This window comes from Thalassobaculum salexigens DSM 19539, assembly GCF_000423805.1.
Classification (GTDB): Bacteria; Pseudomonadota; Alphaproteobacteria; order Thalassobaculales; family Thalassobaculaceae; genus Thalassobaculum; species Thalassobaculum litoreum.
In genome coordinates this window covers 11,316-37,372 of the sequence record NZ_KE384093.1, presented here as the reverse complement: position 1 = coordinate 37,372, position 26,057 = coordinate 11,316, and the positions used below count along the sequence as shown (strand labels likewise).

Annotated in this window: 22 protein-coding genes; 20 read left to right on the top strand and 2 right to left on the bottom strand. The window is 65.8% G+C overall.

Going from position 1 to position 26,057, the window contains the following annotated elements; translation table 11 throughout:
- Window positions 1-40: 40 nt before the first annotated feature.
- Both G578_RS0104440 and G578_RS0104435 read right to left on the bottom strand, forming a co-directional pair.
- Window positions 41-622, bottom strand: coding sequence for a thiamine pyrophosphate-dependent enzyme (locus G578_RS0104440; RefSeq protein ID WP_028793213.1), 582 nt, complete (start codon window positions 620-622; stop codon window positions 41-43).
- A 1-nt stretch (window position 623) separates the two neighbouring features.
- Entirely contained in the window at window positions 624-1,163 is a 540-nt protein-coding gene (locus G578_RS0104435) for a thiamine pyrophosphate-binding protein (protein ID WP_093149286.1), read from the bottom strand.
- A gap of 107 nt (window positions 1,164-1,270) precedes the next feature.
- Between G578_RS0104435 and G578_RS0104430 the strand changes: the two genes are divergently transcribed.
- From G578_RS0104430 to G578_RS0104335, 20 genes are all read left to right on the top strand, one after another.
- Window positions 1,271-2,218, top strand: coding sequence for a LysR family transcriptional regulator (locus tag G578_RS0104430; protein ID WP_028793211.1), 948 nt, complete (start codon window positions 1,271-1,273; stop codon window positions 2,216-2,218).
- Between the two features lie 34 nt (window positions 2,219-2,252).
- Window positions 2,253-3,221, top strand: coding sequence for a LysR family transcriptional regulator (locus G578_RS0104425; protein ID WP_028793210.1), 969 nt, complete (start codon window positions 2,253-2,255; stop codon window positions 3,219-3,221).
- 328 nt (window positions 3,222-3,549) lie between these two features.
- Window positions 3,550-5,046: an ABC transporter substrate-binding protein gene (locus G578_RS0104420; protein ID WP_245565558.1), complete on the top strand. Its 1,497-nt coding sequence runs from the start codon at window positions 3,550-3,552 to the stop codon at window positions 5,044-5,046.
- 98 nt (window positions 5,047-5,144) lie between these two features.
- On the top strand, window positions 5,145-6,062 hold the full coding sequence (locus tag G578_RS0104415; protein WP_028793208.1) for an ABC transporter permease: 918 nt from the start codon (window positions 5,145-5,147) through the stop codon (window positions 6,060-6,062).
- Between the two features lie 10 nt (window positions 6,063-6,072).
- Complete coding sequence (locus G578_RS0104410; RefSeq protein ID WP_038014257.1) at window positions 6,073-6,969, top strand: ABC transporter permease subunit; 897 nt, start codon at window positions 6,073-6,075, stop codon at window positions 6,967-6,969.
- Window positions 6,970-6,979: 10 nt separating this feature from the next.
- Window positions 6,980-8,008 carry an ABC transporter ATP-binding protein gene (locus G578_RS24685; protein ID WP_051243928.1) on the top strand — a complete coding sequence of 343 codons (1,029 nt, stop codon included), beginning with the start codon at window positions 6,980-6,982 and terminating at the stop codon, window positions 8,006-8,008.
- Entirely contained in the window at window positions 8,005-8,976 is a 972-nt protein-coding gene (locus G578_RS0104400) for an ABC transporter ATP-binding protein (protein ID WP_051243924.1), read from the top strand. Before G578_RS24685 ends, G578_RS0104400 begins: the two co-directional genes overlap by 4 nt.
- A 42-nt stretch (window positions 8,977-9,018) precedes the next feature.
- A complete protein-coding gene (locus G578_RS24680) occupies window positions 9,019-10,452 on the top strand; it encodes an amidase (RefSeq protein WP_051243921.1) in 1,434 nt (477 codons plus the stop codon).
- 112 nt (window positions 10,453-10,564) lie between these two features.
- Window positions 10,565-11,647 (top strand): TauD/TfdA family dioxygenase, encoded by a 1,083-nt coding sequence (locus tag G578_RS24675; protein ID WP_051243918.1) that lies wholly within the window; start codon window positions 10,565-10,567, stop codon window positions 11,645-11,647.
- 355 nt (window positions 11,648-12,002) lie between these two features.
- A complete protein-coding gene (locus tag G578_RS0104385; RefSeq protein WP_028793205.1) occupies window positions 12,003-13,004 on the top strand; it encodes an ABC transporter ATP-binding protein in 1,002 nt (333 codons plus the stop codon).
- A 69-nt stretch (window positions 13,005-13,073) separates the two neighbouring features.
- Window positions 13,074-14,039, top strand: coding sequence for an ABC transporter ATP-binding protein (locus tag G578_RS0104380; protein ID WP_028793204.1), 966 nt, complete (start codon window positions 13,074-13,076; stop codon window positions 14,037-14,039).
- Between the two features lie 82 nt (window positions 14,040-14,121).
- Window positions 14,122-15,669, top strand: coding sequence for an ABC transporter substrate-binding protein (locus G578_RS0104375; RefSeq protein ID WP_028793203.1), 1,548 nt, complete (start codon window positions 14,122-14,124; stop codon window positions 15,667-15,669).
- Window positions 15,670-15,745: 76 nt separating this feature from the next.
- A complete protein-coding gene (locus G578_RS0104370) occupies window positions 15,746-16,693 on the top strand; it encodes an ABC transporter permease (protein WP_028793202.1) in 948 nt (315 codons plus the stop codon).
- 48 nt (window positions 16,694-16,741) lie between these two features.
- Window positions 16,742-17,656 carry an ABC transporter permease gene (locus G578_RS24670; RefSeq protein WP_084618685.1) on the top strand — a complete coding sequence of 305 codons (915 nt, stop codon included), beginning with the start codon at window positions 16,742-16,744 and terminating at the stop codon, window positions 17,654-17,656.
- An 84-nt stretch (window positions 17,657-17,740) separates the two neighbouring features.
- On the top strand, window positions 17,741-19,939 hold the full coding sequence (locus tag G578_RS0104360) for a N,N-dimethylformamidase beta subunit family domain-containing protein (RefSeq protein WP_028793201.1): 2,199 nt from the start codon (window positions 17,741-17,743) through the stop codon (window positions 19,937-19,939).
- 34 nt (window positions 19,940-19,973) lie between these two features.
- Window positions 19,974-21,578, top strand: a complete 1,605-nt coding sequence (locus G578_RS0104355) for a gamma-glutamyltransferase family protein (RefSeq protein WP_028793200.1) — start codon at window positions 19,974-19,976, stop codon at window positions 21,576-21,578.
- Window positions 21,579-21,931: 353 nt separating this feature from the next.
- Window positions 21,932-23,074 carry a site-specific integrase gene (locus G578_RS0104350; RefSeq protein ID WP_028793199.1) on the top strand — a complete coding sequence of 381 codons (1,143 nt, stop codon included), beginning with the start codon at window positions 21,932-21,934 and terminating at the stop codon, window positions 23,072-23,074.
- A gap of 153 nt (window positions 23,075-23,227) precedes the next feature.
- Complete coding sequence (locus tag G578_RS0104345) at window positions 23,228-24,052, top strand: hypothetical protein (protein WP_028793198.1); 825 nt, start codon at window positions 23,228-23,230, stop codon at window positions 24,050-24,052.
- A gap of 178 nt (window positions 24,053-24,230) precedes the next feature.
- A complete protein-coding gene (locus tag G578_RS0104340; protein WP_028793197.1) occupies window positions 24,231-24,452 on the top strand; it encodes a helix-turn-helix transcriptional regulator in 222 nt (73 codons plus the stop codon).
- Between the two features lie 307 nt (window positions 24,453-24,759).
- Window positions 24,760-25,908 (top strand): hypothetical protein, encoded by a 1,149-nt coding sequence (locus G578_RS0104335; protein ID WP_028793196.1) that lies wholly within the window; start codon window positions 24,760-24,762, stop codon window positions 25,906-25,908.
- The last annotated feature ends 149 nt before the right edge of the window (window positions 25,909-26,057 follow it).

Here is a 26,057-nt window from a genome sequence, read left to right as displayed (position 1 = left end):
CTGTTCCTCCGAAGCTGTCTGGTCTTTTTTACGGCTGCGGTCAGATTGTCGGATGACCGAGCGCGTTACGGAAGCGGTTCTTTACATAGACCCCGTCGCGCGGAGGCAAGACGCGATCGACCTCGCCGACATCGATCTTCACCGTGGCGAAGCTGGTCCCGGCGCGGGCATGGATGCGGTCGCGCAGCTCGGCGACGCCGTCCATGTCGTCGACCACCTTGGTCCAGGGGAAGTTCGCCGCCGCCGCCATGCGCGACAGTTCGAGGCCCCGGCCGGCATGGCTCTGCTGCATGCCGGTCTCGCCGTAATGCCCGTTGTCCAGCACAGCGAAGGTCAGGTTCGGCGGCAGCACCTGGCCGATGGTCGCCAAGGCACCGAGACCCATCAGCATCTCGCCGTCGCCGGTCAGCACCAGCACGGGCCGGCTGCGCTGGCTCATCGCCAGGCCGAGGCCGACGGTGGCGGCACTGCCCATGGCGGCCCAGAGGTAGTAGTTGTGGTCGTGGTCGCCGGCGGCCATGGCGTCGTAGCTGGGCGAGCCCAGGCCGGTGACGACCAGCAGGTCGCCGCGATCCTTCAGGAGTTCCGCCGTCACCGCGCGGCGGTCGAGCAATCCGGTCATATCACTTCACCCACTTCTTCTCGCCGATCAGCCGCTGGCCCAGCAGGACCGCGCAGCTCTCGTCGCCATTGAACGCCATGGTCGCGGCCCCCTGGATCAGCGGCGCCACCTCGTCGGGATGATCCGCGCGCCAGGTCCGCACGCCCATGAGCTGGAGTGCGGCCTCGGTCGCCTGGCCCATCGGGTTCTGCCACGGATTGAACTCCGCCCAGTCGCCGCGCATGGTCACCAGCATCAGCAGCGGAAACCGCGTCATCGCCTGCAGCGCCAGCGTGTTCAGGCAGTTGCCGACCCCGCTGGACTGCATCAGCAGCGCCCCACGCTCGCCACCGAGCCAGGCACCCGCGAGGTAGCCGATGCCCTCCTCCTCGGTGGTCAGGGCCAGGGAGGTGATCTCGTTGTCGGCCTCGGCCCCGCGGATCGCGGCGGCATGGCCGGCGTCGGGCACGTAGACCACGTGTCGGACGTCGAAGCTTCGCAGGATCGGCAGCACCTGATCCTGCCAGGTCTCTTGGCCCTTTAAGGCCGGCATTGCGGTCATCTCGCCTCCAGAATGCGCGTATCAGCGGCGCATACCGGGGTACCGGGGCCTGAAGCAGTATACGAGAAGCATATTTCTCAATCAGATATGCCGTGGTTAAATACCTGATGGATCTGAGGCAGCTGAAGACCTTCCTGCATGTGGCCGAACTGGGCAGCCTGAGCCGCGCGGCGGACCGGCTGAACACGGCCCAGCCGGCGCTCGGCCGGCAGATCCGGCTGCTGGAGGAGGAACTGGGCGGGGCGCTGTTCTCGCGCCACGGACGCGGCATGGTGCTGACCGACACCGGGTCGCTGCTGGTGGAGCGGGCGACGGCGATCCTGCGCATGGTGGAGGATACCCGCGAGGAACTGACCGCCTCCCTGGGTGCCGTCAGCGGGGCGGTCAGCCTGGGGGTGCCGCCGACGGCGGGTGAGGTGATCTCCGGCCGGCTGGTGGAGCGGTTCCTGCGCGACTATCCGCAGGTGACCGTCCGCATCGTGCCGGCCTTCAGCGGCTATCTGTCGGAGATGCTGCAGCGGGGCGAGATCGACCTGGCGGTGATGTACCAGACCTCGGCGATCCGGCACACTCCCGCCGAGCCACTGATTCAGGAGACGCTGTTTCTCGTCGGCGCCGCCGGATCCGAGCTGGATCTGGAGATCCCGCGCGACTTCGCCTCCCTGGCCGATCTGCCGCTGGTGCTGCCGGGACCGCGCCACGGGCTGCGGATCCTGCTGGAGAACGCCGCCCGGCAGGCCGGCATCGCCCTGCGGGTGACAGTGGAGGCGGACGCGCTGCAGACCCTGAAGGAACTCGCCGCCCGGGGCCTCGCCCACACGGTGCTGCCGCTGCCGGCGATCCACCCCGATCTGCGGGCAGGCACGTTGCGGGCAGCCCCGATCGCCAACCCGACCCTGGTTCGCCGGCTGGTGCTGGCCCGCTCCATCGTGCGCCCGGCGTCCCGCGCGGTGCGGGTCTTCGCCGATACCCTGTGGGCGGAAACCGCCGATATGGTGCGCGACGGCATCTGGCAGGGCGAGTTGCTGCTCGACCGGGCGCCCCGATCCGGGTAGCGATGAGGCGCAGGAGCCCAGGGAGGGACCGTCCATGACCAGCGACACACCCTCGGTTTACCGCGACGGCATCGCCAGCCGGCTGTTCCGCGACGTGCTGAAGATCCGCCACCTGCGGATCCTGGCCGCCCTCGACCAGATGCGGCAGATCACCAAGGTCGCCCGCGCCTTCAACGTCACCCAGCCGGCGATCTCCAAGCAGATCGCCGAGCTGGAACGCGAACTGGGCACCCCGATCATCGTGCGCCAGGGCAATTCGGTGGCCTTCACGCCGGCGGGCACGCTGCTGGTGCGCCACGCCAAGGACGTGCTGTCGCGGATCCAGCGCACCGAGTTCGATATCGAGGCGCTGCGCAAGGGGCTTGGCGGCAACGTGCGGATCGGGGTCGCGTCCAGCCTGATGCCGACCATCGTACCGGAAGCCATCCGGCTGATGATCCAGGCGGCCCCCTCCTGCGTCGTCACCGTGTCGGAAGGACATTTCGGTCAGATGCTGCCGCAGCTCTATGCCGGCGACCTTGACCTCCTGGTCATGCGGATCTGGAAACCCTTCACCGTCGAGGGGATAGAGCAACTCTCGCTGGGCCGCGAGCCGCTGGTGGTGGTCGCCGGCACCGACCACCCGCTCGCCCGACAGAAGGACATCGGATGGGAGACCGTCCTGGAATGGCCGTGGCTCAAGGCCGCGTCCGGGTCCCTGGCGGCGGACGGCATGAGCGAGTTCCTGGCGGAGAAGGGCCTCGGCCCGTTGCCGGGTCAGATCGAAGCCACCTCCATCGTGCTCAGTCTCAGCATGATGCGATTGATACCCTGCCTCGCCTTGTTCCCCGAACGGCTGGCCCGCTACCATTCGGCCCGCGGTGAGCTGGCGATCCTGTCGATCAGCACCGGCGGCTATCTGTCGGAGTCAAATTGCTTCTGGCTGACCAGCCAGACCGACGAAACGGTCAGCCTGCTGCGCGAATGCCTGGTTCAGGCGGCCCGGGATCTGTTCGAGAATTGACTTTCAAACATTACCGTTCTGTTATGTTGCACGCGCGAAATGTAATTTGTTGCGGTTGGAAGCGGCTGTTAGCGTTTCACCCGAGGGGAGAATTCGGGTCGCATCCACGCCGCGCCTAGCCGGCCTCAAGAGCCGGGTCGACATCACCATTTTCGCGGATGGAGAATGATCGCTTCTCCCAATTCGGGGGCGGTACCTGTCCGGCACGAGCGCCGGTGCGGGGATCGAAAATCACCCGCCGCATTCAATGGCGGGCCATGAGCAAACACGGAGGTAGACCACCATGACACCAAGGACGTCGCGACGCGTCGGCTTGAGGGGAGCGGCCGTGCTGGCCGCTCTGACCGCGGCCGCATGGCTGCCGACCCCGGCCGAGGCCGGCAAGGCGAACGACACGCTGAACATCGCCTGGGACCGCGAGCTCCCGAATGCCGACTACTATTTCAACAACTCGCGCGAAGGCATCGTCGTCAACCGGATGATCTGGGACAACCTGATCTACCGCGACCCGAACACCGGCGAGTTCAAGGGCCTGCTGGCCGAGAGCTTCGAGATCGTCGACGACACGACCTTCGAGTTCAAGCTGCGCAAGGGCGTGACGTTCCACAACGGTGAGGAGTTCGATGCCGGCGATGTCGTCGCGACGATCAATTTCCTCCTGAAGCCGGATACCGGCAAGCTCGCCCAGCAGGGCGTTGACTGGATCAAGGGCGCCGAGGCGATCGACGATTACACGGTGCGGATCTACGCGATCGAACCGAACCCGCTGGCGCTGCTGTACCTGGCCGGCGACGTGCCGATCTATCCGGAGAAGTACTACGCCGAGGTCGGCCCGAGCGGGATGGGTCAGGCGCCGGTCGGCACCGGTCCCTACAAGGTCGAGAAGCTGGTCCCCGGCAAGGAGATCGTGTTCAAGGCCAATGAGAACTACTACGCAGGGAGCCCGAAGGGTCAGCCGGCGATCGGGACGATCCATCAGCGCACCATTCCCGACGTGAACACCCAGATCGTCGAGCTGACTTCCGGTAAGCTGGACTGGATCTGGAAGGTTCCGCCGGATCAGGCCGAGAAGCTCGCCACCCTGCCGAGCCTTAACGTCGTCTCGGCCGGCACCATGCGCGTCGGCTACCTGACGTTCGATGTCACCGGCAAGTCCGGCGATAACCCGTTCCAGGACGTCCGCGTCCGTAAGGCGGTGTCCCATGCCATCGACCGCAAGGCGATTGTCGACAACATCGTGCGCGGCGCCTCCGAGGTGATTCACTCGGCCTGCTTCCCGGAGCAGTTCGGCTGCACCCAGGACGTGACCCAGTATGAGTACGACCCGGAGAAGGCGAAGGCCCTGCTGGCCGAAGCCGGCTATCCGGACGGCTTCCGCACGGAGTTCTACGCCTATCGCAACCGCGACTATCTCGAGCCGATGCTGGGCTTCCTGCAGCAGGTCGGTATCGAGACCGACCTGCGGTTCGGCAAGTACGCCGCGACCCGCGACGCGATCCGCTCCGGCAACGTGCCGCTGGCGTTCATGACCTGGGGCTCCGGCTCGGTGCCCGATGTCGACGCGATCGCCCCGGTGTTCTTCGGCGGCGGTCCGGACGATCTGGCCCAGGACCCCGAGGTTCATGAGGCCCTCAAGAAGGGCGGCGGGACCGTCGATCGGGACGTCCGCCTGGCGGCCTACGACAAGGCGCTGAACAAGATCGCGGCGGAGGCCTATTGGCTGCCCCTGTGGACGTTCAACACCAACTACGCGATGAGCCAGGACGTGGACTGGACGCCGACGGCGGACGAGATCCCGCGCTTCTTCCTCGCCGATTGGAAGTAAGCTAGCCCATCCCGCGACCGCCCCCGGTTCCGTCGCCCCAGAGGTGACGACGGCCGGGGGCGGCCGCACTTCCCATTCCTCCAGCTGATGGCGCTGCGATGCTTGTCTACACCGCAAAACGCTTGCTCCTGGCCATCCTTGTGAGCCTCACGGTCTCGGCCCTGGTGTTCAGCCTGCTGTACCTCAGCGGCGATCCCGCGACGGCCCTGGCCGGCGAGCGCGCCAACGAGGCGGACATCCAGGCGATCAAGGCGGCCTACGGCTTCGACCAGCCGGTCTATGTCCAGTACTTCAAATGGCTGGGCGGCGCGGTTCAGGGCGAGTTCGGCCAGTCGGTCTATTTCCGCATGCCGGTGATCGACCTGATCGTGGAACGCCTGCCGGTGACCATGATGCTCGGAGTCAGTGCGATGATCTTCGCCCTGGTGCTGGCAATCCCCCTCGGCGTGCTGGCGGCGATGTATCAGAACAGCCTGATCGACCGCGCCGCGCTGCTGCTGGCCGTCGTCGGCCAGGCGATGCCCAGCTTCTGGTTCGCACTGATGCTGATCGTCGTCTTCGCCTACTGGGTTCCCATACTGCCGGCCAGCGGGTCCGATTCCTGGGAGCATTTCGTGCTGCCGACCATCGTGCTCGGCTATTACGCGACCCCGGCCTTCATGCGCCTGACCCGCACCGGCCTGCTCGACGTGCTGTCGTCGGACTATGTCCGCACCGCCCGCGCCAAGGGCCTGAGCCCGGCCATGGTGCTGTTCAAGCACGCCCTGCGCAACGCCATCATCCCGGTGGTCAGCCTGGCCGCGGTGCAGTTCGGCTTCATGCTCACCGGCTCGATCATCATCGAGACGGTCTTCGCCCTGCACGGCGCCGGCTTCCTTGCCTGGGAGTCGATCTCGCGCTCGGACTTCCCCACGGTGCAGGCGGTACTGCTGCTGTTCTCGTGGTTCTACATCATCCTCACCTTCCTGGCGGATCTGCTGAACGCCTGGCTCAACCCCAGAATCCGGGTGGCTTGAGATGTCGATCATGACCCCCACCGCCCCCACCGCCGAGGTCATCCTGGCGCCGACCCCCGGCCAGATCCTGCGCCGCAGGATCTTCGGCCACCGGGGCATCGTCATCGGCGGCGGGATCTTCTTCGTCATCGTCCTGATGGCCCTGTTCGCGCCGCTGATCGCGCCCTACGATCCGTATCATCAGGACCTGATCGCCCGCATGGCGCCGCCGGTCTGGCAGGACAGGGGCACCTGGGAGCACATCCTGGGCACCGACCAAGTCGGCCGCGACTATCTCAGCCGGCTGATCTACGGCGCGCGGATCTCCCTGCTGATCGGCATCATGGCGGCGCTGATCTCCGGCATCATCGGCACCGTCATGGGCGTGGCCGCCGGTTATTTCGGCGGCAAGGTCGACCTCGTCGTCACCTTCCTGATCACCTGCCGGCTGTCCCTGCCGGTGATCCTGGTCAGCCTCGCGGTGGTCGCCATCGTCGGCGGCTCGCTGGAGATGGTGATTCTGGTGCTCGGCCTGCTGCTGTGGGACCGCTACGCCGTGGTGATGCGCTCCAGCACCCAGCAGATCCGCTCGCTTGACTATGTTGCCGCGGCCCAGGCCGCCGGCTGCTCGACGTGGTACATCCTGGCGCGCGAGATCCTGCCGAACGTGATGAACCAGCTCATCGTCGTGGCGACGCTGGAATTCGCCCACGCGGTGCTGCTGGAGGCGGCGCTCAGCTTCCTCGGCCTCGGCGTCCAGCCGCCGCTGCCGTCCTGGGGTCTGATGATCTCGGAGGGCCGCAACTACATCCTGTTCGACCCCTGGCTGATCGCCATTCCCGGCTCCGCACTGTTCCTGCTGCTGCTGGCCGTCAACCTGCTGGGCGACGGCGTGCGCGACGTCACCGTTCCCGAGAACCGGGCCTAGGAGACGCACGATGACGACAACCCTCAGCGTGGAGAATCTGCGCGTCTCCATCCCGCTCTCCGCCGGCGTGCTCCACGCGGTGCGGGGCATCAGCTTCGAGGTCGCCCGCGGCGAGACCCTGTGCCTGGTCGGCGAATCCGGCTGCGGCAAGTCGCTCACCTCGCTCGCCCTGATGAACCTGCTGCCGTCCCGCGCCAAGCGCGAGGCGGACCGGATCTCGTTCGACGGCACCGACCTGTTGAAGCTGGGCGAGCGCGGCATGGCCAAGGTGCGCGGCAACACCATGGCGATGATCTTCCAGGAGCCGATGACGTCGCTGAACCCGGCCTACACCATCGGCAACCAGCTCGAGGAAGGCATCCGCCTGCACAAGAACGTGTCGGCGAAGGAGGCCCGGGAGCGGGCGATCTACCTGCTGGAGAAGGTCGGCATCACCGCCGCGGCCAGCCGGCTCGGCCAGTATCCGCACCAGCTCTCCGGCGGCCTGCGCCAGCGCGTGATGATCGCCATGGCGCTGATGTGCGGCCCCGATCTGCTGATCTGCGACGAGCCGACCACCGCGCTCGACGTGACGATCCAGGCGCAGATCCTGCACCTGATCAAGGACCTGCAACGCGAGTTCGACATGGCGGTGATCCTGATCACCCACGACCTCGGCGTGGTCGCCCGCGTCGCCGACCGGGTGGCGGTGATGTATGCCGGCGAGATCATCGAGAGCGGGGTGGTCGGCGAGATCTTCAGCCGGCCGACCCATCCCTATACCCAGGGCCTGATGAACTGCATCCCGGTGCCGGGCAAGACCCGGCAGGGCGAGCGGCTCGGCACCATTCCGGGCATCGTGCCGTCGATGATCGGCGAGATGACCGGCTGCGCCTTCGCCAACCGCTGCGCCTATGCCCAGGACATCTGCCTGCAGCCGCTGACCACCCACGACATCGTGCCCGGCCACGCCGTGCGCTGCGCCCGCGCCGAGGAGGTTCTGGCGCTGACGGCGGGGAGTAATCAGGCGGGCACCATCCAGTCGGGGAGCCCGGCATGACCACCACACCGATCCTCGAGGCCCGCGACCTGTTCTGCACCTTCCAGGTCCGCCAGGGCATGTTCCAGCCCAAGCGGCCGCTGCACGCGGTCAACGGCGTCTCCCTCAGCATCGAGAAGGGCGGCGTGCTCGGCCTGGTCGGCGAGTCCGGCTGCGGCAAGAGCACCGTGGCCCGCATGCTGCTCGGCCTGCAGGAGCCCACATCCGGCACCCTGGCGATCGACGGCCAGCCGCTGGAGGAGATCGGCCGCAAGCAGCTCGCCAAGCGGGTCCAGCCGATCTTCCAGGACCCCTATTCGTCCCTGAACCCGCGCAAGACCATCGGCAACATCATCACCCTGCCGCTCTACATCCACAGCATCGGCGACAAGGCCGACTGGCGGCGCAAGGTCGAGGACATCATGGACCTCTGCGGCCTGCCGAAGCGGGCCTACGACATGTATCCCAGCCAGCTCTCCGGCGGCCAGCGCCAGCGCGTCGCCATCGCCCGCGCCCTGGTGATGCGCCCGGAGATCGTGATCTGCGACGAGCCGACCTCGGCCCTGGACGTCTCGGTCCAGGCGCAGATCCTGAACCTGCTGCTCGACCTGCAGAAGGAACTCGGGCTGACCTACGTGCTGATCAGCCACAACCTCGCCGTTGTCGAGCTGATCGCCACCAAGGTCGCCGTCATGTATCTCGGCCGCATCGTCGAGGAGGCCGAGGGCCAGGCGTTCTTCGCCAAGCAGCGTCACCCCTATTCCGAAGCGCTGCTCGCCTCGGTGCTGACGCCGCAGGCCGGGCTCGGCGTGCCGGACGCGCAGCTCGGCACCACCTTCCCGAACCCGATCGACCCGCCGCCGGGATGTGTGTTCCACCCGCGCTGCGTCCATGCCGGCGCGGTGTGCAAGACCACCGCGCCGAAGACCATTCGGGACGGCCGGGGCCTGGTGGAGTGCCATCTCTACGACGACGCCGTAACCGTCTGACCGATCCCGACCACCCGTATATGTGCAGCAAGGAGACCGACCGTGACTGAGCCGTGTGACCTCTCGGCCGTGGAGGCGCGTCGACTGATCGGCGCCAAGCAGCTCTCGCCGGTCGACCTCCTGGCCTCCTGCCGGGCGCGGATCGAGGCGGTCAACCCGACCCTGAACGCCATTCCGACCACCTGCTGGGACCGGGCCGAGGACGAGGCGAAGGCGGCCGAGGACGCGGTGATGCGCGGCGACGACCTGCCGACCCTGCACGGCCTGCCCCTGGGCGTGAAGGAGACCATGGTCAGCGGCGGGGTGCGCACCACCTTCGGCTCGCCGATCTTCGCCGACAACGTGCCGGAGAAGGACGAACGGCTGGTCGCCGCCGCCCGCAAGGCCGGCGCCGTCGCCGTGGGCAAGACCAACGTCCCGGAATTCGGGCTGGGCGCCAACTCCAACAACCCGGTCTTCGGGCCGACCGGCAACCCGTTCGACCCGACGCGGATCTGCGGCGGCTCGTCGGGCGGCTCCGCCGTGGCGCTGGCGACCAACATGGTCCCGATGGCGCTCGGCTCCGACACCGGCGGCTCGCTGCGCACGCCGGCCGCCTATTGCGGCGTGGTCGGCTACCGGCCGACCCCCGGCCTGGTGCCCATGTCCGGCCGGGCCACCGGCTGGAGCTGCCTCTCGGTGCAGGGGCCGATGGGGCGCGACGTGGCCGACACCGCCATGCTGCTGTCGGTGCTTGCCGGTTCCGACCCGGTCGATCCCCTGGCCTACCCGGTCGATCCGGCCAGCTTCCTGGATCTGCCGAAGGTCGACCTGTCCAGCCTGCGCGTCGCGGTATCGGAGGATCTGGGCTTCGCGCCGGTGGACAACGGCATCCGCGAGACCTTCCGCGCGGCGATCGGGGACATCCGGGGCGCCTTCGGCGAGGTTGTCGAGATCGACCCGCCGCTGAAGGATTCCGACGAGGTCTTCGCTATCCTGCGCTCGCTGCAGTTCATCGACCGGTTCCGGCCGCACTACGAGAACAAGCGCCACCTGCTCGGCCCGAACGCCATCGCCAATTACGAGGAGGCGCTCGGCTACACCTTCGCCGACGCCGCCTGGGCGCAGAACCAGCAGACCACGAACTACCGGAACTTCGTCGCCTTCATGGAGGATTACGACATCCTCCTGTCGCCGATGGCGGCGGTGCCGCCCTATCCGGTGGACCAGCTCTACCCGACCCATATCAACGGCGAGGAGCTGCGCAGCTACTTCCACTGGCTGGGCCTGTCCTACGGCATCACCAATACCGCCCATCCGGCGATCACCCTGCCCTGCGGGCTGGACCCGACCGGCACGCCCTTCGGCCTTCAGGTCAGCGGCAAGCGCTACGGCGACCATGCGCTGCTCGGCATCTCGGCGGCGCTGGAGGCCTATATGGCGACCATCCCGGCCCGCGCGCGGCCGCTGCCGGACATCGCGTCCCTGTCGGCCTGAACCCCGGCGAACCGAGGCCCCGCCGGCGGCGACGCGCGCCAGTCGGCGGCTTTACCGCCCCCGGGGCCGCCGATAGCATGACCCGATAACAAGCACATCATCGGGTAGGAACATGCCGCAGGAATTCGACACGTCGGCCGCGTGGCGCGCCGAGGATCTTGACCGCGACCGCCGCTGGACCTTCCCGCTGGCCGATGCCGACCGGGCGCGGATGGCCGACGCCGTCAAGGCCGCCCATGACCCGGACCGCCCGCTCCTGGACTATCGCCGCGAGGAGTTCGATCTCGGCCCCGGGCTGGATACGGTCAAGGCCGCCGCCCGCGAGGCCCATTTCGGCCTCGGCCTCGCCCTGGTGAAGGGCCTGCCGCGCGCCGGCATGAGCCCGGAGGAGTTCCGGCTGCTGAGCTGGGCCATCGGCCTGCATCTCGGCGTCGCCCGCCCCCAGGGAAAGGCCACCCACTACCTGTCCGAGGTCAAATCCGCCGGCATGGACTACCGTTCCGCCGGCGGACGTGGATACAATTCCAACGCCAAGCTCGACTTCCACGTCGACAGCTGCGACCTGGTCACGCTCGCCTGCTACAACAAGGCCAAGGCCGGCGGCCAGAGCATGGTCACCAGCAGCGTCTCCGCCTGGCAGACCCTGAGCGCCGAGCGTCCGGACCTGGCGGAGGTGGCGCGCCAGCCGTTCCATTTCAGCCGCAACCAGGAGGAGGCGCCGGACGAGGCGCCGTTCTACGGCCAACCGCTGTTCGACGTCGCCGGCGGCCGGCTGTTCTGCAAATGGAACCGCAATCGGGTGCGCACCGCCCAGGAACTGGAGGGCGTACCGCCGATGAGCGCGGCCCAGCACGAGACGGCCGACTACCTGGACGCCATCCTGCGCCGCCCCGATCTGATGTTCACCATGTGGCTGGAGCCCGGCGACCTGCAGATCATGAACAACCATGTGGCGCTGCACTCGCGCACCGAGTTCGAGGATTTCGAGGCGCCGGAGGAGAAGCGGCTGCTGCACCGGCTGTGGCTCGCCCCACCGGATTCCGTGCAGCTTCCCGAAAGCTGGCGGGTCTATTTCCGCGCCGTCGAGCCCGGTACCGTGCGCGGCGGCTTCCGCGGCCACTGCTACGACGAGACCCGGCATGCCTTCGAGCAGCGCCAGGCGGCCAGCCTCGGCATGCCCACCGCGATCGCCTGACACGGCACCGCCGGGGCGCTGCCGATCGTACGCAGCGCCCCGCCCCTATTCGCCAACGCTCCGGGCGGATCCGCCACCGGCGCGGCGGGCATCACGGACCGGCTTTAGAATTGTGCACAATTACGCGCCTTATGCCTATTCGACTCGCCCGTTTTGTAATCACCTCCGTCCAGTAGTCACTTAACTCGATTTCAATCGAGCGATTCAATGCATTGAAAACTCAAGTATTTTTATCGATGCTTAGTTTCGGTGCAGATTTTCGGGAAAACCGTATTGGACGTATTTACCTCCGTCGGAGCCGGCTTTAACGTTCGCTTGTGCACAATGTGCAGTCGCCGCCGGGGGATGGATACAAATGACCGGAACGCCGTCGCTGAACGTCGTTAATCTGAAGACGCATTTCTTCATCCGCGAGGGGGTCGTGCGCGCGGTCGACGGGGTCAGCTTCAGTGTCGATCAGGGCGAGGTTCTCGGAATCGTCGGGGAATCCGGCTGCGGCAAAAGCATCACCGCCCGCTCGATCCTGCGCCTGGTGCCCAATCCGCCGGGCCGTACCGTGGACGGGCGGATCGAGTTCGAGGGCAAGGACCTGCTCAAGCTGTCCGAAAGCGAGATGCGCAAGGTCCGCGGCAACCGGATCTCCATGATCTTCCAGGACCCGATGACCTATCTGAACCCGACGATGAAGGTCGGCGACCAGATCACCGAGGTCCTGCGCCTGCACCTGGACATGAAAGAGACCCAGGCACGCGCCCGGGCCCTGGAACTGTTCCGCGACGTCAACATCCCGGAACCGGAAGGCCGGCTCGACAACTATCCGCACGAATTCAGCGGCGGCATGCGCCAGCGGGTGATGATCGCCATGGCGCTGGCCTGCGAGCCGGGCCTGCTGATCGCCGACGAGCCGACCACCGCGCTCGACGTGACCGTGCAGGCGCAGATCCTCGACCTGCTGCGCCGCATCCGCGACGACCTGAACAGCGCCATCATCCTGATCACCCACGACCTCGGCGTGGTCGCCGAGATCTGCGACAAGGTCGTGGTCATGTATGCCGGCCAGGTGGTCGAGCAGGCGAATGTGTACGACCTGTTCGACGAGCCGAAGCATCCCTATACCCGCGGGCTGCTCGACTCCCTGCCCACACCCGAGCACCGGGTCGATCAGCTCAAGCCGATCCCCGGTCAGCCGCCGGATCTTCTGCGCATCCCGAAAGGCTGCAACTTCGCGCCGCGCTGCGCCTACTGCATGCAGAAATGCATCGACGAGGAGCCCCCGTTCCGGGAGGTGGCGCCCGGCCACATGAGCCGGTGCTGGCTCGACAGCGTCACCCAGACGGCGGTCGCCGCCGCCGAGTGACCGACAGGGGATGGGTCGGCGCCGCGTGCCGGGGCCGGCGGACTGACCGCATAACGAAGGGGACCATTCTTGGAGAAGTTGCTGGAAGTCGCGGGGCTCAAGAAATACTTCCCCATCCGCAAGGGGTCCCTGTTCTCCCGCGAGACCAAGTATGTCCGCGCCGTCGACGACGTGAGCTTCGACATCCACAAGGGCGAGGTCCTCGGGCTGGTCGGAGAGAGCGGCTCCGGCAAGACCACCACCGGCCGTCTGCTTGTCCGGCTGCTCAAGGCCACCGAAGGCGACATCGTCTTCGAGGGCAAGGACACCCAGGCGATGACCGACGCGCAGTTCCGGCCGCTGCGCCGCGACATGCAGTTCATCTTCCAGGATCCGTATTCGTCCCTGAACCCCCGCCTGACCGTGGCCCACGCCATCGCCGAGCCGATCCGGCTGCACGGGGTGGCGACCGGCAAGGAGGTCGAGGAGCGGGTCGGCGACCTGATGAACACCGTGGGCCTGAACCCGCGCATGGCCAGCCGCTACCCGCACGAATTCTCCGGCGGCCAGCGCCAGCGCATCGGCATCGCCCGCGCGCTCGCCCTGAACCCCAAGCTGATCATCGCCGACGAGCCGGTCTCCGCCCTGGACGTGTCGATCCAGGCCCAGGTGCTGAACCTGCTGCACAGGCTGCGCGACGAGTTCGGCCTGTCCTACCTGTTCATCGCCCACGACCTGAACGTGGTGCAGCACCTGTGCGAGCGCATCGCGGTCATGTATCTCGGCAAGCTGGTCGAGGTCGCCGACCGAGAGAGCCTCTACGCCGAGCCGCTGCACCCCTACACCCAGGCGCTGACCTCCGCGATTCCGGTCCCGAACCCGCGCGCCAAGCGCGACCGGGTGCTGCTGAAGGGCGAGATCCCGAGCCCGGTCAACCCGCCCTCGGGCTGCCATTTCCATCCCCGCTGCCAGTTCGCGACGGAACAGTGTCGCCAGGTGGTGCCCAAGCTGAAGAAGGTGAACGCGACCCGCTCGGTCGCGTGCCACCTGTACTGAGAGCCCGCGCACAACAGAAGACGCGGGAAATACCGGAGGTAACCAGGGTCAGATTCACAGGAAAAGAACGGGAGACTTCACCATGAAGCGTAGGGACTTTCTGAAGATTGCCGGCGCGGGCGCCGGTGCCTTCATCGCGAGCGATCTGCTCACGTCCAAGATTGCCCATGCGGCCGGCGGTCGGCTGACGGTCGCCATCAGCTCCGACGCCTGGAGCCTGGACGTACGGACGTCGAGCGACGTGACCAGCCTCAACGTCGACAAGCAGATCTACAACGGCCTCATGAACTATGACGCCGACTCGAACATGTTCCCCGATCTGGCCGTCGCCGCGCCGGAGCAGCCGGACGACCTGACCTACGTCTTCAAGCTCAAGGAAGGCGTGCAGTTCCACAAGGGCTACGGCGAGATGACCGCCGAGGACGTGGTCTACACCTACGACACCATCCGCGGCGCGATCGAGACCGGCCAGAACTTCTTCCTGTCGCTCTGGCTGAAGCCGCTGGCGAAGGTCGAGGCAGTCGACAAGTACACCGTCAAGTTCACCATGGCGGAGCCGTACCCGGACTTCCTCGACACATCCACCATGTGCAAGATCGTCAGCAAGAAGGCGGCCGAGGAGTTCGGCAAGGACTTCGCCCGCAACCCGATCGGCACCGGCCCGTTCGAGTTCGTCGAGTGGGTCAAGGACGACCACATCCTGCTGAAGAAGAACGAGGCCTACTTCACCGCCGGCGTGCCGAAGCTGGACGAGGTCTACTTCCAGATCATCCCCGACGACACGGTGAAGGTGACGAACCTGATCACCGGTCAGGTCGACATGATGAAGGAGATCCCGCCGCGCAACCTGGAACAGCTGAAGAGCGCGCCGGGCGTGGTGGTCGGCCAGGTGCCGGGCACCCAGACCGAGCAGCTGTATTTCAACACCAAGGCCGGACCGTTCCAGGACGTGAACCTGCGCCGGGCCGTGGCCTTCGGTATTAACCGCAAGGCGATCGCCGACAAGGTGTTCTACGGCATGGCCAAAATCGCCTATGCGCCGACGCCGGGCTGGCAGCTTCCGGCCGGCGACTATCCGGCCGACATGACGAAGATCGACTACGATCCGGACATGGCCAAGAAGTTCCTCAAGGAGAGCTCGAAGCCGGACAATTTCGAGTTCACCTGCATGACCACCGCCCAGGGCTGGTTCGTCGAGCAGCTCACGGTGATCCAGGCCAACCTCGCCGATATCGGCATCAAGATGAACATCGAACCGCTCGAGAAGAGCGTCATGTTCGGCAAGATGCGGGTCTGGGACTACGAGGCGTCCTACGAGGATCTGAACGCCGGATATTTCGGCTACAGCCCCGCCACCGCGCCGCTGTTCTATACCCCGCCGTCGCGCCAGCTCGGCTGGGAGGACGAACACGGCCTGAAGGCGTACGACCTGCTGAACAAGTTCCTGGTCACGGTGAACAAGGAAGAGCGCCAGCTCGTGTATGGCGACTTCCTCAAGATCCTGCACGACCAGGTGCCGTACACCCAGGTGGTCTATGTCGACAGCACCGACGCCTGGTCGGAGAGCGTCGCCAACTACAAGGTCGGCACGCCGAACGACAGCATGTTCTGGGAAACCGACCTCTCCTGAGCGGTCGCCAATCGGATATCCGGACGGGCACCGGCCGCGACGCCGGTGCCCGTCTCCCCCGCGCGGAGAACGGTAGATGAACTTCTGGGCCTATCTCGCGAAACGGCTTCTGCACGCCATCCCGGTCTATATCGGGATTTCCATCGTCATCTTCTCCCTGATCCACCTGATCCCGGGCGACCCGGCCCAGGCGGTGCTGGGAGACGCGGCGACCCCGGAGGCGATCCAGGCGCTGCGCGAACAGTGGAACCTGAACGAACCCCTGTGGGAGCAGTTCCTGATCTGGTTCTTCAACGTGCTGCAGGGCGATTTCGGCCGCTCGCTGCACACCAACCAGCCGGTCTCCGAGATCATCGCCTCGCGGCTGCCGGTGACCCTCACCCTGACGGTTTCCGCCCTGGTCTTCTCCCTGCTCATCGCCCTGCCGGTCGGCATCATCTCGGCGATCAAGCGCAACACCCTCACCGATCACGTCTCGCGGGTGATCGCGCTACTGGGCATCAGCATCCCCAACTTCTGGCTCGGCCTGGTCTTCATCATCGTCTTCGGCGTCTATCTGCGCTGGCTGCCGCCGGGCGGGTTCCACTTCAACAAGGGCTTCGTGCCCGGGGTGATGAGCCTGATCCTGCCGGCGGTGTCGCTGGGCGCATTCTTCGCGGCGATCTCCATGCGCATGGTGCGCTCCTCCATGCTGGAGGTGATGCGCAAGGAATACATCGAGACCGCCCGCGCCAAGGGCCTGGCGGAGCGGTGGGTGATCCGGAGCCACGCGATCAAGAACGCCTTCATCCCGGTGATCACGGTGATCGGGCTGCAGACCGGCACCCTGCTGGCCGGCGCGGTCCTGACCGAGACCATCTTCTTCATGCCGGGCATCGGGCGCGAGCTGATCACCGCCATGGCCAAGCGCGACTTCCCGATCATCCAGGGACTGATCCTGTTCTTCGCCACGGTCTATGTCGGGATCAACATCCTGGTCGACCTGAGCTACGCCTTCCTCAATCCCAAGATCGAATACAGCTGAGCCGCACGCAGACACTGACCGCGTGACCGGAATGGCGGGAGGACATCGATGACTACCCAGGACCACGCAATCGCGGTCGTCGCGGCCGACACCCAGGAGCCGCCCCCGCCACGCGGCCAGCTCCGGCTGTTCGTCGACGCCTTCGCGTCCAACAAGCTGGCGGTGGCGGGCCTGGTGGTCTTCGTGCTGGCGATCCTGGTGGCGCTGACCGCCGATGTGATCTCGCCCTACGATCCCAACGCCCAGGATCTGGCCGTGCGCCTGATGGGACCGTCCGCCGAACATTGGCTGGGCACCGATCAGTACGGCCGCGATCTGCTGAGCCGGGTGATCCACGGCACACAGATCTCCCTTATGGTCGGCATCGTCTCCATCACCATCGCCACCCTGTGCGGCGTGACGGCCGGCGCGCTGTCGGGCTATCTCGGCGGCTTCGTCGACGACATCATCATGCGTTGCATGGACGTCCTGCTGGCCTTCCCGGCCCTGATCCTGGCCATCGGCATCCTGGCGGTGCTCGGCCCGAGCATCCTCAACGTCGTGATCGTCATCGCCGTGGTCTCCACCCCGCAGATCGCCCGCATCACCCGCAGCGCGGTGCTGACCCAGAAGGAGGAGGAATATGTCCAGGCGGCGATCGTCATCGGCCTGCCGATGCATGTCCGCCTGTTCAAGCACGTGCTGCTGAACTGCCTGGCGCCGATCACCGTCCAGGCCACCCTGCTGGTCGCCAACGCGATCATCGTGGAGACCTCCCTCAGCTTCCTCGGCCTGGGCGTGCGACCGCCGACCCCGACCTGGGGTACCATCCTGTTCGAGGGCAAGGATTACATCCTGCTCGGCATGTGGTGGATGAGTGTGTTCCCTGGAATCGCTATCATCCTCGCGATGCTCGGCCTGAACCTTCTGGGCGACGGCCTGCGCGACGCGCTCGACCCGAGGATCCGCGGCGCCGACGCCTGATCGGCCCGCGCCTCACCGCCTGACCGCCCCGGTGCGCCCGCGCCGGGGAGCCCGCCGACCGACCCAGCTTGCAGAGGGACCGCCATGCTTCCGATCACCGGCTATCCGGACCGCATGTCCGCCACCCCCGGGGGCCGTATCGCGTTCAAGGTGTCGTCCACCTTCGAGGACGACTACACGATGGACGTGGTCCGCATCCGCCACGGCGATCCCAACCCGGCCGGTCCCGGCATCAAGCTGATCGACGTCCCGATGGCGTCGGGCATCTATCCGTCGCGCCTGCAGCCGGTGCATCTCGGCTCGTACGTCAGGATCGACAGCCACCCGCCGGCCGGCGCCATCGCCGGCTCCGTCACGATCGGCGCCACGGTCTGGCCGACCCTGCCGGCCAAGGGGGGTGTGCAGACCGTCATCTCGACCCTGGACGCGGTGGCGGGCGAAGGCTTCGCCCTCGACATGACCCCTGACGGCGCCACCCTGCGCATCGGCACCGGCAGCGGCACGGTGGAGACCCTGGCGCTCGGCAAGCGGCCGCGCGCCCGCTGCTGGTACCGGGTCTTCGCCAGTTTCGACGGCACCACCGGCGTCCTGTCGGTCACCCAGACCCCGATGACCCCGCAGGTGATGTCCGACGATAGCGGCACCGCCACCCTGCAGGTCTCGGGCACGCCGGTCCTGTCCAGCAGGAAACCATTGCTGATCGCCGCCGAACCGGGCCGCGTCGTCTGCAACCATTTCAACGGCAAGATCGAGGCTCCCTTCGTCGCCGCCCGGGTGCTGAGCGCCGAGGAGGTGACATCCGCCCTCGCCGGCACCGACGTCGCCGGACTGGTCGCCGCCTGGGATTTCGGCCAGGCGATCTCCGGCCAGAGCATCCGCGACACTGGCCCGTACGGGCTGCACGGCGCGACCGTCAACATGCCGACCCGGGCCATGAAAGGCTCCACCTGGACCGGCGAGGAGATGTCCTGGCGCCATGCGCCGGACCAGTACGCCGCCATCCATTTCCACGAGGACGACCTCTACGACTGCGGCTGGGAGACCGATTTCGTCATCGACATCCCGGCCGACGCCAAGAGCGGCCTGTACGGCGCCCGCCTGCGCTGCGGCGAGGCCGAAGACATCATCCCGTTCTATGTCCGCCCGAAGACAGGCACCAGGCAGGCCGATATCTGCTTCCTGGCCTCGACCTTCACCTATCAGGTCTACGGCAACCACGCGCGCGGCAACCTGGACCACGCGTTCCGCACCCGGATGCAGAACTGGGGTGCGTATCCCCATAACGCCGACGACGTGCCGGACTACGCCCATTCCACCTACAACTACCACCCGGACAGCAGCGGGGTGTGCTTCTCCTCCCGCCTGCGGCCGCTGGTGACGATGCGGCCGGGCTACCTGACCTTCAACGACGCCCGCGGCTCCGGCCTGCGCCACTTCCCGGCCGACACCCATCTGATCGACTGGCTGGAGGAGATGGGCCACGACTTCGACATCGTCACCGACGAGGACCTGGACGACGAGGGCGTGGACATCCTGAAGCCCTACAAGCTGGTGATCACCGGCTCGCACCCGGAATACCACACGCCGAGCACCCTGGACGGGCTGCAGGCCTTCGTCGATGGCGGCGGGCGGTTCATGTACATGGGCGGCAACGGCTTCTACTGGCGGGTCGCCCGCCACCCGGACATTCCGGGCATGATCGAGATCCGCCGGGCCGAGGGCGGCATCCGCGCCTGGGCGGCCGAGCCGGGCGAATACTTCAACCAGCTCGACGGCGGATATGGCGGGCTGTGGCGGCGCAACGACCGGCCGCCGCAAAAGCTGGCCGGCGTCGGCTTCTCCAGCCAGGGCGCCTTCGAGAGCTCCTACTTCAAACGCAAACCCGGCAGCGACAATCCCCGGGCCGCCTGGATCTTCGAAGGCGTGGACGACGCGGTGCTGGGGAACTTCGGGCTGTCCGGCGGCGGGGCGGCCGGGTTCGAGCTGGACCGCGCCGATATCCGCCTCGGCACCCCGGAGCACGCCATCGTGGTCGCGTCCTCGGAGAACCATCAGGAGAGCTTCATTCCGGTGCTGGAGGACCAGCTCTCCCAGCGGAACACGGCGACCGGCGTGACCCATGCCTCGCTGATCCGCGCCGACATGACCTATTTCGAGGCGCCGAACGGTGGGGCAGTCTTCTCCACCGGCTCCATCACTTTCTGCGGCAGCCTGTCCCACAACGGCTACCGCAACAACATCTCCAAGATCATCGACAACGTGGTGAAACGCTTCACGGCGTAACCCTCCCGGCACAGAAAAAGACGGAAAAACCGACATGGCAGACGTGACCTATATCGCGGGGCGCTCCCCGGTTCGCGGCGTGAGCGGCATGGTGGCCGCGGCCCACCCCTCGGCGGCGGCGGCCGGTGCCCAGGTGCTGCGCGAGGGCGGCAACGCGTTCGATGCCATCGTCGCCACCGCGGCGGCACTGAACGTCTGCGAGCCCTTCATGTCGGGCCTCGCCGGCAACGGACTCGCCACCATGTACATCGCCAAGGAGAAGCGGGTCCGCTCGCTCGACTTCACGCCGCCGGTGCCGCTCGAGTTCGACCCGAGTTCCACGACCAAGGACGAGATCGCCGCCGGGCCCAAGGCCCCGGGCGTGCCGGGCAACCTCGCCGGCTGGAACACGATCAACAAGACCTACGGCACCCGGCCGCTGGGCGAGCTGTTCAAGGAGGCCGTCCGCCTCGCCCGGGTCGGCGTGCCGGCCTCCGCCTTCTATGCCCGGCTGATGGATTTCTGCCTGGACCGCAACTACCCGGACCTCTGGCGCGAGACCTATCTCGATCCGCTCGGCAAGAAGGCCGCCGGGCAGGTGCTGCGCCAGCCGCTGCTGGCCGACACCCTGGAGGCGATCGGGTCGGAGGGGGCCGGCTATCTTTATGGCGGGCCGCTCGGCAGGACGATGACCGAGCACCTGCAGTCCATCGGCGGCGTGATCTCCCTGGAGGATCTGGAGCGGGTCGTTCCGCAGTTCATGGAGCCGATGCAGGTCGATTATCGCGGCATGACGATCCACACCGTGCCGCCGCCTGCTGAATCCTTCCAGATGCTGCTGTCCCTGGCGATGCTGTCGGAGACCGATATCGGCGCGATGGACCATCTGGGCCCGGACCATCTGGACACCGTGTTCCGCTCGATCCGCATCGCCTCGGAGATGCGCCTGACCTACAACAAGCGGCCGCGCGCCGAGGTCGAGGCCCTGTTCGAGCCGGCCGTCATGGACCGGCTGCGCACCCGTCTGACCGACGGCAAGCCGGTGATCGGCCGCACCGAGCAGTGGGGTGCGGGCCCGATGAGCGAGACCGACTGGACCAGGCAGCACACCACCTCGTTCTCCGCCGCCGATGCCGAGGGCAACCTGATCTGCATCACCCAGACCCTGGGCGGCATCTTCGGCTCCGGCGTGGTGATCCCGGGCACCGGCGTGTGCATGTCCAACTACCTGAACTGGGGCGACCTGGAGCCGGACTCGCCGAACTACCTGGCGCCGGGCAAGGCCTGGGCCTCGGTGGTGGCGCCCAGCATCGGCACGGTCGACGGCACCGGCGTGCTGGCGCTCGGCACCCCGGGCAGCTACGGCATCATGCAGACCCAGACCCAGGCCTATGTGCATTACCTCGACTACGGCCTCGACCTGCAGGCGGCCATCGAGGCGCCGCGGGCGCGGCTGTGGGACGGTGCCCGGGTCGAGCTGGAGAGCCGGGTGCCGGAGGCGACGGTGGCGGAACTGAAGAGGCGCGGCCATACGGTCGAGATGGCGGCCCCGCTGACCATGAACTGCGGCGGCATGCAGGCGGTGTCCTTCACGCCGGAGACCGGTGCGATGGTCGGCGCGGCGGATCCGAGACGAGACGGGTCCGCAGTGCCGGCATAGGGGGGCGCCACCGGGAGGACCGCACCTGCCGGAAACCGCAAAGACAGTGACCAGCGGCTTTCTGAACAGCGACAGGTTTGTGTGGCTGGCGTCAGGACAACAAAAAGCCCGCTATCCGGTTGGACTAGCGGGCGTAAATTTGGTTGCGGGGGCAGGATTTGAACCTGCGACCTTCAGGTTATGAGTTCGCTTCTGTTGTCTACGCCCGTTTCCGCCAGTTCGCGCTGGTAGACTATAATATATTGATTATACTGATTTAATGTTGACGCTCCCTACGCCAACTCCTACCTCTTGATCGCCGGCTCGCGCTTCCAACTGCTTCCATAGCGCTTCCACAGACGAGGGGCTCAGGTATGGCGAGACTGTCCAAACGGATTGTTGAAGGTGCTGCGATACAGTCGAGCGACTACTTCCTATGGGACGACGCCATGTCCGGTTTCGGCGTCCGCATCATGCCGTCCGGGCGCAAGTCCTACCTGATCCAGTACCGCAAGGCAGGCCGAACGCGGCGCGTCTCACTTGGGGCACACGGTAAGATCACCCTCGAACAGGCGCGTACCAAGGCCAAGCGGCTGTTCGGCGTCATTGCGGACGGCGGCGACCCGGCATCGGAGATAGAGGACCATCGGCGCGCGCCCTCAGTCGCTGCAATGTGTGACCGGTTCCTCAAAGAGTACGTTCCGGTCCACTGCAAGCCGAGCACGGCGCGGGAATATCAGCGCTCCGTCGATCTGTTCATCAAGCCGGCTATCGGCACATACAAGCTGCAGGACATTGAGCGCGCCCATATCGCCAAGCTGCATCACGACTTGCGGGACCGGCCCTACCAGGCGAACCGGACGCTTGGGGTGCTCTCCAAACTTTTCAATCTCGCTGAGGTCTGGGGACTACGCCCGGACGGGTCCAACCCCTGCCGGCATGTGAAGAAATACCGAGAGGAGAAACGGGAGCGATATCTATCGGCAGAGGAACGCCGACGGCTGTTGCGCGCGCTCGACAACGTGGTCGCCGATGGGACCGAGACCGAGCACGTAGCCGGTGCCTTTAAGCTGCTGCTGTTCACCGGCTGCCGGCTCGGGGAGATCCAGACCCTCAAATGGGACTACGTACGGGACAACCTGTATCTGCCCGACAGCAAGACCGGGGCTAAGACGGTCTTTCTGAACGATGCGGCACGGTCGGTGCTCGATGCCCTGCCTCGCATCGACGGCAACCCGTACGTGATCGCCGGTGCGGTCGAGGGTCAGCACGTCACCGACCTGCAGAAGCCGTGGCGCCGCATCCGAGCGCAAGCCGGATTGGAAGATGTCCGCATCCATGATCTGCGGCACTCGTTCGCATCGGCGGCCGTTGGCCTCGGGATGAGCCTTCCGCTGATCGGCAAGCTGCTGGGGCACACCACTCCGCAAACGACGGCGCGCTATGCCCACCTCGCGGACGATCCGATCCGCGCGGCAGCGGAATTGGTCGGTGGTGCGATGGCCGGCAAGGGCTGAGGGTTCCGTCCCTCCGCCCGCCCCGTTACGTTACGTACGTACGTAGGATCCGCCAGCACGGCGGGCGGTTTCGTTATGTACGTATATACGTAGGCGCCGCACGGCCGGGTATCGGGGCGGCTAGCCTATATAGATAGATATATTGTGCGTGACATGGCCCTGTCGGACGAACGCGTTTTCTATTTCCTCGAAGAAGCATTCGACCTGCTGGGACGGCACCTTTACGCCAGTGAGTGGGATGCGCAGGAGATCATTGCGCGACCTTGCCCGGATCCGGATGAGGGCGACGATCTGCGCGTGGAACTCGGTCAGCAGTTCTCCGCACTCACCGCGGAAATAGACGCTCTGAAATCAGCGATAGGCAAGACGACCAATGCGGCTGAAGTCAGCCGCCTGAAGGGTGAGAGCGCAGTCCTAGAAGAACGGCGGCAAGACGTAGCGCTCAAACGAGACGCACTCCCCATAGCTGGAAACCTGGAGCGAGCCCGGTACGCGCGATGGCAACGACGGGAAACGGCCGAGCGAGTGCTGATCGACGCCTTCAAGGCCGAGACGCTAAAGGCTTGGTCATCCCGTGGCCCATCGATGACTCAGATCACTCCGGACCTTTGGCGGGGCGAGGTCCACGGGTTCACTTGGTACTTGGACCTGTCGCTTGCCGTCCTGCCGCAGTCCATATCCAGCGTGCGGCGTGGCGTGATCAAGATTCAATCAGATGACTTTCACAAATGGCGGAGCACGGTTCCGCCAATCGCCACTGAAGCCCAAGCCGACCTGCCGCTTGAAGATCGGGCAACGCTCTGGTTTCGCCAGTTCGTCAGCGATCACCAGGGACCAGAGCCCAAACGGGATAGCGCAATCTGGAAGATCCGCGAGACATTCCCAAAACTCAGCGAGGCCGCCGGCAAGCGCATCTGGGCAAAGAACGCACCATCTGCTTGGAAGCGCCCTGGGCCGCGTCGGACACAAGTTCGGTGAGCCCACAACGATCAATCTGACCGATCTTAGATATTCACCATAACAGATTGATTATTATCAGATAATTCGAGGAGTTTTCGGGAATTTTGGCTCACCAATTTTCTAATCGGTGACGGATATTCACCGCCCTTCACTGCGCTCACCCTCACTGCGTTGAAACTGCAATGAGGGAAATCCAATGGCTATCGACTACCACCCCGACCAACTCCTGAACGAACAGGATGCCTGCGAACTGCTCGGCTACTCCGTCCGCACGCTTCAGAAATGGCGCGTCGTCGGGGGCGGCCCGAAGTTCATCAAGGTGTCGTCGCGGTCGATCCGCTACCGGGTTCAAGACCTTCTCAACTGGATCGCTGAGCGGACCGTCACGAGCACCTCGGATACCAGTTGCGCAGCCTAGCTGAGCGATGAGTTTTGCCCCGGCCGGGTTGGCAGCACGGTCGGGGATTTTGGGGGCGGACGCCAAGTGCGTTCCTTCAAAAGCCGGGGGAGGGCTCCGGCGCCAGCCGCAAGCCCTCCCCCGCCCTCCCCATCGGGCGGGCCATTGCCCGCCCCCAAAACAAATGCTGCCCCTGCGCGGAGCGCGCATCCCGCCGGCCGCGAAGCGGTCGGCCCCCTGACATTCGAGAAATCGACAAGGACGAAAGTCCAAGAGGGGGGTCCCTGTAGCACCCCCCTCTAGATCGACAAGGGAGTAGGAGAGAGCAATGAAGGTAATTTACAGCGGCTTTGACAATCTGGACGTGGCCTACCAGGGCCAGATCTCAGAGGGGTTCTTGGAGTGTCTCGAACAAGCGCAACAGCGCGCAATCAGTGCACGTGAACCCGCATTGATCGAGTATGGCGGCAAGAGACTTCACGTCACCGAAAGCGGCGCTCGTGGCGGTTATGCGTTTCGCTGCGATACCGGTCCGCTCGGCGCGACCTGGTTCTTCAAACGGCCGAACGCGAGCGATCCATGGGGTATCCGGATCTCGGCAAAGTCCCTGATGCTCGCGACCTATGGCCTACAAGGTGCGCGGGAGCGGATTGAAGATACCCTAAAGGCACTGGGGTGCTTACTTGCCGTCCGTCCGGAGAGCATTGGCCGCGTCGACTTCGCCGTCGATGTTCTGGCACCAGACTTTGACCTCCACCCCGATAACTTCGTCATGCATTCGCGATCGACGCGGGCCGATCACCGTGAAGTCGAGGTCGTCCGGTCGCACGGCCGTTCCGGTCGGTACACATCAGTCACAGTCGGCAAGATGCCGGGACGACAGGTGATCGTCTACGACAAGCGCCTGGAAGCATTCCAAAAGCCGGAGAAAAAGGTCTGGCTGGAAATTTGGCGCCGATCAATAGGGGAACGCGGGCTGCCTCCGATCGATTTCTCCGACCCGCTTACTTCCACGATTTGGCGGATCGAGACCCGTGCCGGCAAGAGTTGCCTGAAGGACCAGCACAAAGTGACGACATGGGAGGAACTCACGACGGCCGCACCGACAATCTTCGAGCAGGCACTCGATCGGACCCGCTACTGCACCCCTGCTACAGACACCAACCGCAGCCGGTGGCCCGAACACGCTCTATGGGCACTGGCCCGATCCGAAGTCGCCGCACTCGACTTACAGAGCGTTGGACCACTACCGGAAGAAATGGTGTCTGACGCTTGCCGACGCGCTCAGCTAGAGATCATCGACCAGCAATTGGTTGGCCTAGCAGCGACGCGGCTGGCTCTGGTTTCACCCCTATGCATGCCGACTGACCCTCTGCTCCAAGCTGTTCAACCTGTTCATCAAGCGTTCCAACGGGACCGCAAAAAATTTTCCGAACGTGTCGATCGTGCCCGCGATCGCTACGCGCATTTTGACTGAAGTTTCAATCAGCTGGTATCGCTGTTCAACTGTTGGAGGATTTGGCCGACATGCTCGACGAGATGTTGGGCATCAATCTCCGCGAAGATCTCTCGCGCGGCGGACAGGAACTCGATCGCCCGCCGCGCATCCCCGAGAGCCGCATGCGC